Source organism: Mesorhizobium sp. M1396, assembly GCF_040317725.1.
Taxonomy (GTDB): Bacteria; Pseudomonadota; Alphaproteobacteria; order Rhizobiales; family Rhizobiaceae; genus Mesorhizobium.
Genome location: NZ_JAMYLA010000004.1, coordinates 1 through 13,864, shown reverse-complemented (window position 1 = coordinate 13,864; position 13,864 = coordinate 1). Strand labels below are relative to the sequence as shown.

Annotated in this window: 16 protein-coding genes and 1 pseudogene; 2 read left to right on the top strand and 15 right to left on the bottom strand. The window is 59.9% G+C overall.

Annotated elements, in window-relative coordinates; all coding sequences use genetic code 11:
* Positions 1-76: 76 nt before the first annotated feature.
* The 9 genes and pseudogenes from NKH02_RS03610 to NKH02_RS03570 all read right to left on the bottom strand — a co-directional run bounded on the left by NKH02_RS03610 (position 77) and on the right by NKH02_RS03570 (position 5,492).
* Positions 77-844 (bottom strand): hypothetical protein, encoded by a 768-nt coding sequence (locus NKH02_RS03610; RefSeq protein ID WP_352876444.1) that lies wholly within the window; start codon positions 842-844, stop codon positions 77-79.
* A gap of 464 nt (positions 845-1,308) precedes the next feature.
* A complete protein-coding gene (locus tag NKH02_RS03605) occupies positions 1,309-1,554 on the bottom strand; it encodes a DUF982 domain-containing protein (protein ID WP_352876442.1) in 246 nt (81 codons plus the stop codon).
* A 55-nt stretch (positions 1,555-1,609) separates the two neighbouring features.
* Positions 1,610-1,963, bottom strand: coding sequence for a sunset domain-containing protein (locus tag NKH02_RS03600; protein WP_352876440.1), 354 nt, complete (start codon positions 1,961-1,963; stop codon positions 1,610-1,612).
* Between the two features lie 86 nt (positions 1,964-2,049).
* Positions 2,050-2,481, bottom strand: coding sequence for a Ros/MucR family transcriptional regulator (locus NKH02_RS03595; protein ID WP_352876437.1), 432 nt, complete (start codon positions 2,479-2,481; stop codon positions 2,050-2,052).
* Between the two features lie 166 nt (positions 2,482-2,647).
* Positions 2,648-2,938: a hypothetical protein gene (locus NKH02_RS03590; protein ID WP_352876435.1), complete on the bottom strand. Its 291-nt coding sequence runs from the start codon at positions 2,936-2,938 to the stop codon at positions 2,648-2,650.
* Between the two features lie 29 nt (positions 2,939-2,967).
* Positions 2,968-3,426 carry a hypothetical protein gene (locus NKH02_RS03585; RefSeq protein ID WP_352876433.1) on the bottom strand — a complete coding sequence of 153 codons (459 nt, stop codon included), beginning with the start codon at positions 3,424-3,426 and terminating at the stop codon, positions 2,968-2,970.
* The gene (locus NKH02_RS03580) at positions 3,411-3,641 is read right to left on the bottom strand and encodes an alpha/beta fold hydrolase (RefSeq protein ID WP_352876431.1); all 231 of its coding nucleotides are present in this window, start codon (positions 3,639-3,641) and stop codon (positions 3,411-3,413) included. Before NKH02_RS03580 ends, NKH02_RS03585 begins: the two co-directional genes overlap by 16 nt.
* 38 nt (positions 3,642-3,679) lie before the next feature.
* A pseudogene (locus NKH02_RS03575) lies at positions 3,680-3,829 on the bottom strand (alpha/beta fold hydrolase); the annotation flags it as partial.
* Positions 3,830-3,962: 133 nt separating this feature from the next.
* Positions 3,963-5,492 carry a bifunctional AfsR/SARP family transcriptional regulator/alpha/beta hydrolase gene (locus tag NKH02_RS03570; protein WP_352876430.1) on the bottom strand — a complete coding sequence of 510 codons (1,530 nt, stop codon included), beginning with the start codon at positions 5,490-5,492 and terminating at the stop codon, positions 3,963-3,965.
* 532 nt (positions 5,493-6,024) lie between these two features.
* On the opposite strand from NKH02_RS03570, the gene NKH02_RS03565 reads away from it, so the two are divergent.
* The gene (locus NKH02_RS03565) at positions 6,025-6,444 is read left to right on the top strand and encodes an integrase core domain-containing protein (RefSeq protein ID WP_352876610.1); all 420 of its coding nucleotides are present in this window, start codon (positions 6,025-6,027) and stop codon (positions 6,442-6,444) included.
* 348 nt (positions 6,445-6,792) lie between these two features.
* Here the strand turns inward: NKH02_RS03565 and NKH02_RS03560 are convergent, their stop codons facing one another.
* The 6 genes from NKH02_RS03560 to NKH02_RS03535 all read right to left on the bottom strand — a co-directional run bounded on the left by NKH02_RS03560 (position 6,793) and on the right by NKH02_RS03535 (position 12,145).
* Entirely contained in the window at positions 6,793-7,284 is a 492-nt protein-coding gene (locus NKH02_RS03560; protein WP_352876427.1) for a GNAT family N-acetyltransferase, read from the bottom strand.
* 253 nt (positions 7,285-7,537) lie between these two features.
* Positions 7,538-7,819, bottom strand: a complete 282-nt coding sequence (locus NKH02_RS03555; protein ID WP_352876425.1) for a gamma-glutamylcyclotransferase — start codon at positions 7,817-7,819, stop codon at positions 7,538-7,540.
* Complete coding sequence (locus tag NKH02_RS03550) at positions 7,768-8,118, bottom strand: gamma-glutamylcyclotransferase (protein WP_352876607.1); 351 nt, start codon at positions 8,116-8,118, stop codon at positions 7,768-7,770. The genes NKH02_RS03555 and NKH02_RS03550 overlap by 52 nt, the downstream gene beginning before the upstream one ends.
* 306 nt (positions 8,119-8,424) lie before the next feature.
* Positions 8,425-9,117: a class I SAM-dependent methyltransferase gene (locus NKH02_RS03545; RefSeq protein WP_352876423.1), complete on the bottom strand. Its 693-nt coding sequence runs from the start codon at positions 9,115-9,117 to the stop codon at positions 8,425-8,427.
* A gap of 26 nt (positions 9,118-9,143) precedes the next feature.
* Positions 9,144-10,247: a helix-turn-helix transcriptional regulator gene (locus NKH02_RS03540; protein WP_352876422.1), complete on the bottom strand. Its 1,104-nt coding sequence runs from the start codon at positions 10,245-10,247 to the stop codon at positions 9,144-9,146.
* Between the two features lie 431 nt (positions 10,248-10,678).
* Positions 10,679-12,145: a caspase family protein gene (locus NKH02_RS03535; protein ID WP_352876420.1), complete on the bottom strand. Its 1,467-nt coding sequence runs from the start codon at positions 12,143-12,145 to the stop codon at positions 10,679-10,681.
* A gap of 281 nt (positions 12,146-12,426) precedes the next feature.
* On the opposite strand from NKH02_RS03535, the gene NKH02_RS03530 reads away from it, so the two are divergent.
* The coding region (locus NKH02_RS03530) for a calcium-binding protein (protein WP_502913771.1) at positions 12,427-13,864 on the top strand (1,438 nt) is incomplete at its 3' end.

Genomic DNA, 13,864 nt, shown 5'->3' with positions numbered 1-13,864 from the left:
CGGCCTCGTCTCTAGTGATGCCACCTTGCGGGCATAGTAAGCTGCCTCCGCTTCAAGCCCGCCCTCTAACGGCGCATCAATCGCCTGCTTTGCCTTCTTCTTCTTCTTCCCCATGAGGCGAATCATACCACATCTCGATGCTTAGCTGAACGGTCGTTTCTGAGGTGTCTAAAATTTCAAACCGAGACACTAGCGCCATCCACCAATCCTTGACGAGATAGGCGCCGATCTTGCCGGCAAACGAATCGACCAGACCTAGCCGAAGGTCCAGGCGCTCGGGCATCGCCGCCGCCGAGCGCCCCACGACCCATCTCCAGTAGGTTGATCGTCTGCAATCTTCCTTGCAGAGCCAGAAGACGACATCCGCTTCCGGTCCAAAGTTGTCTTCGGGCAGCAGCCAGTGGGTGAGTTCCCAGAGGAAGCCTGATGGACCATGACACCCTCGAAAAATTGAATTTGGAAGAGTGCTGGAAAAATCTGACAGGGTTGGGAAAACAGGATCTGACACGCGGGACCGCGTCGGTTCGCCCCAGCAATCGACGCTTTTGCTGGTTGTTGCCGCGCTTCCGGGCACGTTCTCATACTGGCAGTGCCGCTCGCTGAAATTGCCAAACCGGCAGGTCGCTGGTTTTCTTTTGCACTCACTCCGGGAGTTACTGTGATCGAGCTTGACGTGACGTGGAAGCGAATCCTTGGAGGGCTCGACTCGGTCAACCGGCTTCAGTTCATGCTGGACGATGGTATCTTCCAGCCGAGTTGTTCTGGCGTATTCCACAACGTCTGGCCGACGTCGGACGCGACCTGGCATCAGCAGGATGAACTCCTGGAACTGCTGCAGTTCCATCAGCCGATGGAGGATTTCCTGGAAGGCAGGGATCGCGTGTTCTACGATCAGCTACCCGATGTCATTCAGATCTATCGTGGGTGTAGCAGGGATCGCGTGCACGGCCTGTCTTGGACGACCGACCGACGGATTGCCGAATCCTTCGCAAGGGGCCATCGCGGAGTCCCGGTGCCAGAGCCGGTCGTGGCGCGAGTGAGCATCCCCAAATCAGCGGTCCTGGCAATCTCAATCGAACGAGGTGAAAGCGAGTGCTTGTCGATCCGGATAGCATTTCGGCCAACGCGATGGAATTGGCGTGACGACACGTCCGGATCGACTCCGCAGCGAAACGCCATTGCACTCAATCTTGTTGTCGCCACTCGTCACTCGTTTCAGGCGAAGGCGCGCTCTCCGATCCTTCCGGCGTGATCTGGATGCGCCCGGCCGGTTCTCTGGATTCACGGAGTCAAGACGGGCCGGGAGACCTATGCGGGTGGGAGGAACATGCTCTCCTCCTTGGCCGCCGCCTCGAATGCCCTGCGTACCTCCTGAGTGGGCACGTTGCCTTCCATTGCGGCCATGCAGGTCTCAACCGCCTGCTTCCACTTAGGGCCGCGCTTGGTCCACTTCAGGAGCTGCTCGACGGCACCCTCGACGTGGCTGACCCCGAAGCGGATGCCAGGACGGTCAGTCCTAACGTAGACGGGAGGGTTGAACCAATGGAGAGCCATGAGGGCTATTCGCGGCTATCAAGGGCAATAAACAGGTCCAAGGCGGTCGCCACCATCACACCTTGGCTTTCCGCCAACCGGCCCACCATGCTTGCCACTGCGAGCAGAACCAGCGCTCGCCTCGGGCCGGATTCACGCGCGTTGCCGAATAATATGCTTGGCCGGCGATGTGATAGATGCGCTCGCCGCGCTCGTTAATGTTCCCCTTGATGTCGCAGCCCATATTCCGCGCCGCGACATAGCTCGGTGAAGTGCCGTACGAATGGACCCGCGGGAGCTGGCGCTGATCGCCGCAAGCAACGGACGTAAACCAAAGTAGTGCAAGAACCATTACGAGGTGACTGGCGCGATGCGCGTGCCACCATGGCCTTCGTCGTCCTGTCCATTTGAGATGAACTGCTTTGCCCATCGCCCTCTCCCAGGAGGGAGAATGCGTCCGTTAGGAGCGGAAGTCTAGAAGTTACAGATACCGAGGGACGCCTAAGCTTTTCGCCTTTACGCTTTCCTCGGCGGCGTTTTCGCAGCTGCCTTGCGGCCAAGGCCCATGGATTTTGCGAGCGCTGATCGCTGGGCCGCGTAGCTCGGCGCCACCACAGGATAGTCTTTCGCAAGACCCCACTTAGCTCTGTACTGGTCCGGTGTCATGCCCAGCAAACCTAGGTGGCGTTTCATAGATTTGAACTTGCGCCCATCCTCGAGGCTTACGATGTAGTCGGGAAACACCGACTTATTCGGATTTACCGCTGGAGTCAGCACTGGTGGCGGTGGGGCGACGGGCTCTATTAACCCTGACAGAGCAGAATTGACGCTGAGGATCAAATCCGAGAGACCCGACACCGGAGTCGCGTTGTTCTGAACATAGGCGGCGACAATGTCTGCGGTCAGCCCCAACAGATCGATGCCCGACTGCTCGCTTGCGTCGTCCATAGTTCGGTCTCCTTGTTGACTATCTCGCTCCTACGCGGGAAGTTCAGTGAGCGCAATCACTGCACTGTTAACACCAACTATCCGTGCTGGTGTTAACAATGAGCCTCGGCGCCATCGCATGACCAACGGTGTGCTGAAAATGGGCGTGACGCAGGCCTGCCGGCGCTCATGGTTTCACCGCTTTCGCTCTCCATGCGTATGCCATACGAGCCTCGACGACGTTCGGGAACAGTTCGGTCGTTGTTTCCGCTAGCCGTGGTTCGATCGGTATGCCTTGCTCACCCGCCACGAAGATCACGGCGACGCGCGCGCCTCCTAGCCTGTCAGGCAGGTGGTCGAAGCACAGCCTTGCCGCGATCAGCGACGCGGCATAAGCGGTGAAGAGAAGCCAGACCGCGCGTTCGCAAAGCGGCACGGCAACGGTGCAGCGCGTGCTGAACGGCAGGGGCGCTGTCACGCCAGCCGATCAGCCCAATCCGGCAAGAGCTATTCGATGGCTCGTATCCTTATCGACATATGATGTCCTCGCGCTCCGCACAAAATCGGCGAGTTCGCGATTGAAAGCGGGAGGGTGTCCTCGATAAAGGGGGCGTGTCCGACTTCGGAATACCAAGAAGCGCTGCTCGTGAGGCATATCTGAAGGATGTGCTCGCCCATTGCCGGCAGAACCACCGTATCATCGCGGCCTTGGGTCATCAGCACGGATTTGCGCAGTGTGGCCAGAACGTCGTCGGAATTGACCGCGCGAGTAACGAGCGCGGCCCGCACCCTTGCCGGAACGACGATGTTCCAGCACAGCGCGACCTCATATTCGGCCTTCGGCAGTGGCCGCGCGGTGCAGCCGTGCACGAATTCGCGCATCGCCTGGATGTTTGAAGGAAGGTCGTCCGCCGTCGCGCCGGGCACGTGATCGAGAAAACCCGGGCCGATCAGGACCCCGAACACCGCGCGGTCGAGCGGACCGCCGCACCCACGAAGTTGATGCCGGCAATCGCGTCCTGACCGTATGCACGCAGGTAGTCGCAGATGATGAAGCCCGCATAGGACCAGCCGACGAGCACCGGTCGGTCGAGCTTGAGCTGGTCGATGATCGCAGCGATATCATCTGCCCATGGCTTCGGCTCGGTATACCGCTCGTGTGCCTCGGGCGCTTCCGACATCCGTGGCCGCGAAGGTCGAAGGCGACGAGGCGAAAGCTTTTCGCCAGCCGGCTCTCATACTGTTTCTTCCAGCACAGGTGATTTTGCGACCATCCATGGATGAAGAGGATGGCTGGAGCGTCGAACTTGCCCCATTCTCGCACATGCAGCTTCACGCCGCCTCCGCCGATCACAGTATGGATCTTCATCTCGGGTCCTCCTTTGCTTGAATGGCGCCGATGGTCGCCGCCTGGCGTTAGCGGGAGTGTTGTCGCGGGCGTTGAAATGAGCGTAGGAATTCCAGGCTGCGGAAGCCGCGGTGGCGCGGGCCCGGCCGTTCCCTCACTTCGGGTGGGCCATGAAGGACCTGACTTCCCGCATGAAATCGGCAAAGGCCGGCTCGTCGCCGAGCAGGATATGGTTCGTGCTGTTGAGGTCGACGAAGCGCGCTCCCGGTATGCCGGCCGCGAGTACCTTGCCTTCCTCGAAGGGAACCACGGCATCGTTCCTGGCATGCAGCACCAGCGTCGGAACGCCGACGTCTCCCAGCATCGCCGAGACGTCTATGTCGCCGAAAGTGGTGTGAAGCAGGCTGGCGTTGAGTGGCGACGTGGTCTGTCTCTGGAGATCGTTGAACCAAGCCATCTGCTCCCGGCTGGCACCCGGAATGAATGCCTCGGTGAACAGCTGGCGGAACGCGGGATTGTCCTTGCCCCATCCCTCGCGGATCAGGGTGGTCATCGCGTCATGCGTGTCGAACTGGTGGCTGTCACCCCGCTTTCGCCGGCCCCTTGCATAGCCGCCATAGAGGATCAGACGCGATACGCGCTTGGGGTGGCGGACGACATAGGCGATCGATATGGCGCAGCTTTGCGAGACGCCGAGCAGGGGGAACCTGTCGAGACCACTTGCGTCGGCTACGCTTTCCAGATCAGTGACCATGGCGTCGAAGGAGACGTCGCCGACATTCCAGTCGGAGAGGCCGTTACCGCGCTCATCGTAGCGGATCAGGGTATTCCGGGTCGAAAGCGAATCGATCCAGTGTCGCCACACCGGGCTTTCCCATTCGTATTGCAGGTGCGACATCCAGTGCGCCGCGCGAAGCAGCGGCGGGCCCCTGCCCGAAATCGCATAGGCGATCCGAACTCCGTCCGGGCTGCTGCAATAGTGTATCTCCTGGGAACGCTGGGCGCCCGTCGCGGAGCCTTCGGCCAACGCCTGGTGCTCCTCGCGCGCCAGCGGCGGTTGCAACGCGCGCTGCCTGGCCGCGGCGGCCAGCGATCGAACCTCCAAGGCGATCTGCTTGTTGGCCGGATCGAGGGACTGCAGTGTCTCCGCGTGCGAAAGCGCCCGCTCAGGGTCCGAGCGCAGTCGCTCGACAAGCGCCTGCAGGATCATCAATCGGGTGCGATCCAAGGTGTCGCCATGGAATGTGCGCCACGCCTCGAACACCGGGCAGCGCGGTAGATCCAGATCCTCAAGGAACCTCCCCCGGAACAAGGCAGCCGTCGCCTCCAGCCGTTGGGTGTCGAGTGAGCACACATCGCCGGCGGTCAGGTGGGCGACCCCCCGCACATCGACGTCGACACCGGTAGTGTCGAAAAGCACGCTGTCCCGATCGGTCCTGAGACAGTGATCATTGTCGTCGATGATGTGCCTGAGCTTCGAGAGGCTCCATCGCAGCGAAGCCCTCGGATCGTCCGGGATGTCCCAGAACACCTGGCACAGATGGTCGCGCCGCTGCCTCCGGTTCGTCACCGCCAGATAGGCGAGTAGAGCGCGGGTTTTCTTCGACGGCGGCAGCGCGATCTCCCGGGCGTCCCGCAGGACAACCAGTTGGCCAAGCATCTTGATCTCCAGTAGGCCCTTCATTTGGGACACCGATCGCCTATGCCCAGTCTTATCCGCCATGCCGCTCGGTGTAAATTTGCCGATCTTGGTGGCGTTGCGGTGTCACGGGCGTTACCTGTCGCTTGGCGAAGGCGGCGATGGCGGCCCAGTTCGCTCCCACAGAGGAAAGGGGAAGAGCGCGTCCCACTTCGAAATCCCCGCACCTTTAGATGCTGGTCATGGGGACCACGCTAGCGCCAAAGTAGCTCACAAAACGCTCAGGGACCTTCGTTGTCCCGGTTGATCTCCGCTGTCAGGATTTTGTCGGGGCAATCGACGAGTGGGACGAGGTTGGCTAGTCCCTTCACACGCTGCGCAAGCGAAAAACGAGGACTTCATGCGACGGGCTCCAGTTTTGCTCCCTCGCACGGGCTCTTCCTGATCTGGGTACCTAAGCGTTTTCGAGGGGTGGTGGTTTGATAGGGTCGACAGCTGCGTCCGGGATGGTCGATGGTCACTGAAGAGGGTTTGCCGCATTCGACAGCCACAACCGCGCATCCGAGTACATCGATGACTGGATTTCGCCGGCTACGCCATTGGCCGGTCCATCGACGCGCGTTTGACAGTCGCTGCCCTGCAAGCGGCAATTGCCGGAAGACAGCCGCCGCCTGGCTGCATTCATCATTCCGATCGCGGATCGCAATATGCGGCGGAAGCCTATCGACACTTCTTGGCAGATGCAGGGCTGTTCGGTTCGATGGGACGCAAGGGCAGTCCCTATGACAACGCCAAGGCCGAGAGCTTCATGAAGACGCTCAAGGTCGAGGCCGTTTACCCGATGGCTTTCGAAACCTTCGAGGAAGTCACCGAGCACCTTCCTCGCTTCATTGAGGAGGTCTACAACAAACGAAGGCTACATTCGGCGCTGGGATATCTCAGCCCGCAGCAATTTGAGGATCAACACGTCCGGCAGACCGGTCAAAACGCCGCCTGATAGATGTTCGCCCCAAGGGGCGCACTCCAATCCGGGGTCAGTTTTGGATGCCGTTTGACAGACATGGCCTCGCACCGCGCGGCCGGTGTCTCGGAATATTAGATGCGCGTCACCCTATCCGGGCTTTGGGATTTTGCGACTGAACGGCAGCAACGAGGGGTCATTGTTACGCGCTCGCCAAGCGGAAGAACGCGCCAGTTGCTGACCTTCATGGCGTTTCTCCAAACCTGCCGTTCGCGCTACGATCTGATGCGACCACCCTTCTCTATCCTTCGTGGGGAGAAATTCTGCGGCAAGCCTTGACCCTAAGTCGGACGTCCTTGCCGCGGCACGACAGATCGAAAGCCGTCATTCGGTTGGAGAAACGAGTCTCTTCTTGGCCTTCCAGAATTTGAGCGATTGGCCATCGCCTAAATCCTTGATGCGCTCTTCGACAATTTGATAGCCAAGACGCTCGTAGAATTTCTTGGACGGAAGTGAGACGCTTAGAATCGTCTCTCTGAGACCGTTTTTTCGAGCCCGCTCCTCCAAGTCTTGCATCAACAGCTGCCCGAATCCCAATCGTTGTCTATCAGGATCGACAAAGACAGCCGTGATTTCCTGGCCGTCAAGACTTGCAGTCGCGATCAGTTGGCTACCCTGTTCCGCAACGAGTGTCACTCCTGTCTCAATGCGCTGCAAGACCTTTTCCTCAGAGTGGAATTGCTTCAAGAATGCGATCGCGCGTGGAGGGTAGACGCCGCTGTAGCTGGTCTCGACGGTCCTGAAAATCAGGCGACTCAGAGCTGGGAGGTCGTCGATTTCAGAAGAGCGAATATTTATCTTTGGGCTTTCGGTCATGACTGCATCCCCAACCCGATCAAAGCATTTTAGACGTCGACCCGCCTGTAGCGTGAATGTCGACTCTAAAACCCGAATGTCCCGAATTTGGCGCCAACTACTTGTTCCGTTGCCGGCATCGTGCGGCAAAAGTTCCACCCTAGCCAGTCCTTCGACCCTGATGACGGGCGTTCTGCGGCTCAGGTGTATTAACCAACGGGAAGCGCCAACTGCGGACGCTTGAAGCGAAGTGCGCAATGACCGCTCCGTTGGCTCAAAGAGCGTTCCCCTCCGCCGGGTTTCGCTCTATCAACTCCGCCACAAGGCGTTGCAGCCGCCAGAGGTTGCGGTCGCGTATCCCCTTGGCTTCGAGGTGAGAAACCGTGTTGAGCAAGTACTCGGCCCCGGTGCCCCAATGACCGCAGGCCCGGGCCAGGACATCGGCAACTGCTTCAAGTGACTGACGACCGGCATAAAGAGGCGAGGCGCGGTTCATAACAAAGGTCAACGCCGGCGTGGCTCCCGAGGCGGTCTCGACCGTGATCCAGCGCGGCATGCTGTTGGCCGGCTTATAGGTGAACTCGCGTCGAACAATTTGCCGAATTGGCGTTCGAGGTTGTCCTCTGGTAGGTTGTACAGGACGCCGCTGCATTGCCCTCCACGATCGAGGGCCATCATAAGGCCGGGCTGCTCCGGCGTGCCCCGAAAGCGGGTCATGCGAAAGCAGAAAGCGCGATGCCACCCACGAGCGAGGCCTACCTGCTCACCGATATGCTCGATCTCCGGCTTCCAGATCAAGGAGCCGTAGGCGAACAGGCGGGTCGGTGCCTTCGGGGCCGGATGAGTTCGGATCATTTGCTCGACCCAGCTGTCGTAGTCGGCATCGGTGTGTAGCTCGGCACCTGCCGTCAAACCCTGGTCTTGAACGACCTTGTGGACCCGCGCGACGTGGTCCGCGGTCAAGGTCAGCTTTCTCATTTGGCTCGGCATCCCGTGCTCCATCGGATCAGGATCGCGTATCCTTGGCAGATGCTACGGGCGTTGCAAGATACGAACCGATGCACGGCTTGAATGCGCCAATTCCGGACTTTCTAGGAACGGAACTCGCCTTTCAGTGTTGCAATGCCGACGGTATCCAGCCGGAGCAATTTGTCGAAAAACCTAGTGACGGAAACGGTAAACGCGCGCCAATTGGTTCGGCACCGTCATGAGTTCGTTCGCAGTTCTGAAGCCAGCATCACGGGCCATGCCAATCCAAGTCGCGGCCGTCTCGGCATAGTCGGACGCGCGACTGTGGCTCTCGAAGGCGTCGAACTCCTCGTCGGAGATCGCTGCCCAATCCGGCCGCATCTGATGAAATCGCTTCATCCATCCCTCGCGATCTTCGCCCTCGAGGCGCGTCGGCTCCCAGATCAAGAAAAGACCACCTCGTGGCAGTAGGCTATGGATTTTGCGCATAAAGGCCACCTTATCCTGCGCAAGGAGGTGATGCAGCGACTGGCCAATCCAAACAACGTCGAGGGGGCCCTCCCAGGAATCGATGGCCACTACGAAATCCTCGCAGCGCAGTTCGACCGGACAGGTGAGAGTGGCAAGCGCTGCCTTCGCAACGTCGAGCGACGGCTGAGATATGTCGATGCCGACATAGCGTGCGACATTGCTGCCAGCCAGTGCGCCTGCCGAGCCGGGAGCGGTCCCGCAGGCGAGATCGGCAAAGACGAAGCCGTCGGAAGCCTCATCGAGCAGAACTTGGCGCAGCATTCCATAAACCTCCCTGTGGGCCATGTAGTTCGCCGCGACAACCTTCTGGTATGTGGCAAGACCTTTCGCGAATAATTCCTGATCGGACTTCATAGACCCCTCCTCTACCAAAACGGCCATCATGCGTGCAGCCGAAGACGGGTGACGAGCGTGGCGAGTTCCGCTTGGCGGTGTGTGTTGGTCTTGGCGAAAACGGCTTTGAGCTGGGTGCGCGCGGTTTCGCGGCTGATGCCGGGGGCAATTGCCGCCGCATTGATGCCATCGCCCGACGCGAGGCGAGCGGCCAGCTTGGCCTCGGCTGCCGTTAAGCCAAATGCAGCGCGCAAGCGCAGTGCATCCGGGCGCGCCAGAGACCTCAGGTCGATAAGCAGGAGGACGACGCAGCCGGCCATGAACAGATCACTGCCGAATGTGCTCAGCGCCATCACCTCTGCCAGAAGCCATGGCCTTTCGCCGCGGCTGATGACCACCGGTGCCGCGGGAGGCGCTCCGTCCCGCCGGCAGCGCAAACCGCGGGAGAGCAGGCGCCGCAGCCGGTCGTTGCTGCAGGGGTCATCGGTTGCCGGGCGACCTCTCACAAGGTGGAACTCCTCGCCAATCAGCTTCTGTGCCGAAAGGTTCAGGTGCTTTGCCCGGCCCTCTTCGTCGAGCAGAATAGCCGCGCAGCTTGCTCGTTCAAGCGACGAGAGCTCCGACACCTGCTGGAACGCTGCAAGCCACTTGGCGAGCCTTACGATCCTGCCAAGGTGCGGGCCGACGGCCGCGAAACAGCGGGTTTCCCCAGGAAAGAACCTGCCACGACGCCCGCCACGATAAAGAGGCATGCTCCAGCGATGTTCATCGACCATGAAGGGCGTTGACGCATACCAATCCCGTGCCCCGGGACGAGCAATCTCTTGGTAATATGGCAGCGTCCTGCGCTCCTCTTCCGTGGAGATCTGATCTTCGATGAGCGTCGTATAGCCTGCCCGGCGGAATGCGGGCGCTCTTCTGACGTGCGGGTCCGGAGCGTCGGCTTCATTGCGCAGCCACAATTCGTGGAATTCGGCGTGTTCGGTAGAGACGGGCATCTTCGGCGGCACCTCTTCATCGTCTGAGAAGAAGGTGCAGCTTTCGGCCCCCAGCGACTCTGCAAGTAATTGCAAGGCGCGAGGCCACTCGGCCGGCGCCAGGAGCGCATCGTAACAGGCCTCGATGGCCCGCTCAGTTCGTTCCACACGCATCGACCAACTCCGTGGTCGGGAAGGTAAGATTCAGTAGCACGTTGTGCCTCGGAGAGACAGCGCGCTATGGCGCACACTATCAAAAGCGCAGCCCGGTTCACCCATCCGGGTGATGTGAGACAAAGTCCCCGGCAGCATCCTCCCGTTTGACAACCGGATGGAGGCGCCGAGATGATGTCCTTCATTCCAGGCTTCGCTGCGCGGAAAAACCCAAACGGGCACGAGGCGCGGTGCTGGCAGTGCGGTCCGGCGACCGGCGCTGGCTGAACCCGCGTCCGCCGCGCGAGAATGCGACGGAGATGCCGCAGGCGTGGCATTGCTGGCCGCCCTCGGGAAGTCGGCGGACCATATCGGCCGCCGGGCCTGACGCCGAGATCATGTCACACAGCGCGGCAAGGGCAACTCCGCCACGTGCGTCTGATGCCAATATCCTAAAACACACCACCAATGCCTATGCCCGCGCCAATGTCTGGCGGGGGGGCTGCGGGGCGTTCAGGGGCGACCTGTGAGCGTTTCGCAGTCTTGCGATTGGAGACTGCTTTGGTTCGCGAAGGGCCGGCATCCGAAGCAACTTTGCCCGGCTTGGGCTTTACTATGACGGGCTGCTTGCAGATTCTGCCGGAGCGCAGAAAGAGATCGCCGAGCAGTCCGACGGTCGGGTCGGTCGTCGACGCGACCTGTTTGGTATTTTTGTAGAAGTCGGTGAGGGCGCGGATGGAGCCGGTGCCCCAATCGCCGTCAACCTGCATCCGGTAGCAACCCAGGCGACGAAGCTCCGTCTGAATGCTGCGTGCAAGATCGCCCGCCTTGTCCTTATCCGCTTCACCCGCCGATGTGCCGACAATGAGTGTTTCGAGGCCGGAGACGACGCTTTGGCGGGCGTCTTCAACAGTTTCAGCGGGAGACAGATTGGCGACCTGAGTGCCAACCGGCTCCGGTAAACCGGCTGACGGTGCCGCAATCTCGACCGACCGCAACGTTTGCCCGACGATAAGCACGGCAGTTTGCAGGTCGTTGGAGGCAAGTTCGACCTGCAATCTCTTCTTTGCGATGGGGTCCGCCAGAATTCGCGAAAGGCTTGCGCTCAACTGTGCTGGATCGAGTACCTGCTGCTCTGTGAAATAGAACTGCTCGCGCAGGTTCGATTGATCCCACGGCACTTGACGACCAACCGTCAACGCTTCGGTTTCGTTGCGGACGCGGATCATCATGTCCGAGATGCTGAGCCCTGGGATCTCAAGATTCTTCAGCAACGCAATGGTAAATGGGCTGTTTTCGCCGCCGCCATCGGCCGTGACATTGCCGGGCTGGGTGGCGAAGGCAACGAACGTGTTTTCACCGACTTCAACTTGCGCCAGACCATTGCCGGCGCCGGCGCCGGGACCGAGCGGATTGTTGCGGCACGCGTCCAGGAATATGAATGTCTGGCGATCCCGGCGCGCGAACCTCGCGATCACATCATTCAGCCTGATGGCGCCGGCCTTTAGTTTTTCCAAGCTTTCGGGATCGGGCGTATCGATCGGGAGCAGGTAGTTTTCGCCAAGCAACTGCACGCCGTGGCCGGCGTAGAAAATCAAAACTCCACTGGCAGTCGGCAGCTTTGCATCAGCTTCTCGAAGTAGTTTGGCGAAACCCTCGGTCGAAAGATCGGTTCCCGTCAGCACTTCGAAATTTAGCCGCTTCAGGCTCTCTGACAGCCTTGTGGCATCGTTTGCCGCATTAGGGAGATGCTCAAGCCGGGGACTTTGATAGTCGGAATTGCCGATCACGATAGCCAGCCGGTTACGGGATTGTGACGATGGGGTTTGCTCGATCGCCGCGTGAGCGGCAATCGCGGCGGCAAAGAGCAAAAGCAGAAATGTCGGAATTCGTAAAAAGGAACGGTAGTGATAGATCATGTCAGCATGCCATTCCGCCGTGCGACAATCGTGGAGGCGTCGAAACGTGCCACGAAGCTGATGCGATCCTACTTGCGCTTCTGGACCTCAGCCGAAGACCAACAGATTTTTATACCAAGAAGCGCTTCAAAGATAGGGGCCGGAGTTCCCGGTACGACATACACATGCATATGGCATGCCTTCGATAAAGCGCCCCGCATCGCGGCCGGTTGCATACAAACCACGGAGAAGTGGTTTTTCTGGGACGCTCAAATTCCTGTAAACACCGGTACGACCGTGCCATGTATCTGGAATCGATCCGCGTTCAGTTTGTTCTTTCAACGAGTTGCGTCGTCGCGCCGAACGGGCAAAGCGGCATCCTACAGAAGGCATCCTCCAAAACCGGCACAATCGCATATTCGCCAGCGGAGATCGAACTGTATCCTCACAAAAAAGCAAGTGCTATGTTTCGAAGATGCGAGAGCGTCGTTGTGACGATCCAAAAAATGCATTGGCGGAAAATCGCAATTTGGGCTTTTTGGGGATTTGCACGGAGACTTATTCGCGGAGAGGGAATGATGGCCGGCAGGAACCGGATGTTGGGCTTAAGCGGAGTATCCGCGCTGGCGATTGGCGCCGCAGCGTTTTTGGCGCCGGTTGAAGCTGAAGCCTGCCAGGCGTTCTCGGGCCTAAGTGGAGGCGCGCCGAACGTGACGATCCTCTGCCCGGCCTCGGACCCGGCGACGGCGCCATTCTTAACCAGCTATCCTGTCAGCGGAGACCCTTTCTATGATGGCAATGGCGCCGATTTGCTCATCATCTCTGGCGGGCAAATCCTGGCGACAGAAACACTGACGCCTTTCGTCGATGAGACCTTTCCGTTGGATGCCAGCACCGGCGAGGTCGGTATGCTGGGCGGCGATGACAGCGTCATCGTCTCGGACGGCGCCATTGGCGACACGGCGACTCCGTTGAATCTCAATCTTGGTGCAGGTCTCAACCAGTACCAGATGCTGGGAGGTCTTGTGACCGGATCGGTGATTGGTGGCGACAATACCGACACGTTTAATCTCAACGGCGGCACCATCGACGGCTCCCTCTTCGCCGGCGGTGGCGACGACAGCGTTAGTATCGGCGGCACGACCTCGATCGCTGGGGATACCGCGATCGGACCTGACGCCGTCGGCCTCGAGGACGGCAATGATACCTTCCTAATGACAGCCGGCACGCTCGGCGGCGCCGTGAGCGGTGGCGCGGGCAATGACACGATCGATCTGCGCGGCGGCACGATAAACGGCTTCATCGAAGGCAATAACGGCGACGACCGGATTTTCGTATCCGGCGGCGTTCTGACCGATGAAATCATCGGTGACCTAGGCGACGATACAATCACCATCAGCGGCGGAACGATCGCCGGGCCGGTTTCCGGCAACGACGGCGTTGACCATATCAGCATCTCGGGCGGCACCATTGGCACAGCGGCTGTGCTGACCCAAGTCGATCTCGGTACCGGGGTCAATACGTTCGACATGAGCGGCGGCACGGTCAACGGATCTGTTTTCGGAGAAGGCGGCGGCAATACCTATACGATCAGCGGTGGCACGGTCACCGGATCGCTGTTCGCCGGCGGCCTGAACGACAGCGTCACGATTTCGGGTACCGCCAACATCCAGGGCAATGCCCTCGGCGGCTTCGAGGGTATCGTGCCGGATGCCATAGAATTGGAAGACGGCAACGATA

Coding starts and splice junctions, on each gene's coding strand:
- NKH02_RS03555 (WP_352876425.1), bottom strand. CDS start 7,819: ATGCCGCGCTGGATCACGGTCGAGACCGCCTCGGGAGCCACGCCGGCG.
- NKH02_RS03610 (WP_352876444.1), bottom strand. CDS start 844: ATGGAACTGCAGCAGTTCCAGGAGTTCATCCTGCTGATGCCAGGTCGC.
- NKH02_RS03535 (WP_352876420.1), bottom strand. CDS start 12,145: ATGATCTATCACTACCGTTCCTTTTTACGAATTCCGACATTTCTGCTT.
- NKH02_RS03560 (WP_352876427.1), bottom strand. CDS start 7,284: ATGACCGAAAGCCCAAAGATAAATATTCGCTCTTCTGAAATCGACGAC.
- NKH02_RS03545 (WP_352876423.1), bottom strand. CDS start 9,117: ATGAAGTCCGATCAGGAATTATTCGCGAAAGGTCTTGCCACATACCAG.
- NKH02_RS03605 (WP_352876442.1), bottom strand. CDS start 1,554: ATGGCTCTCCATTGGTTCAACCCTCCCGTCTACGTTAGGACTGACCGT.
- NKH02_RS03600 (WP_352876440.1), bottom strand. CDS start 1,963: ATGGGCAAAGCAGTTCATCTCAAATGGACAGGACGACGAAGGCCATGG.
- NKH02_RS03580 (WP_352876431.1), bottom strand. CDS start 3,641: ATGTCGGAAGCGCCCGAGGCACACGAGCGGTATACCGAGCCGAAGCCA.
- NKH02_RS03570 (WP_352876430.1), bottom strand. CDS start 5,492: ATGAAGGGCCTACTGGAGATCAAGATGCTTGGCCAACTGGTTGTCCTG.
- NKH02_RS03550 (WP_352876607.1), bottom strand. CDS start 8,118: ATGATCCGAACTCATCCGGCCCCGAAGGCACCGACCCGCCTGTTCGCC.
- NKH02_RS03540 (WP_352876422.1), bottom strand. CDS start 10,247: ATGCGTGTGGAACGAACTGAGCGGGCCATCGAGGCCTGTTACGATGCG.
- NKH02_RS03595 (WP_352876437.1), bottom strand. CDS start 2,481: ATGGACGACGCAAGCGAGCAGTCGGGCATCGATCTGTTGGGGCTGACC.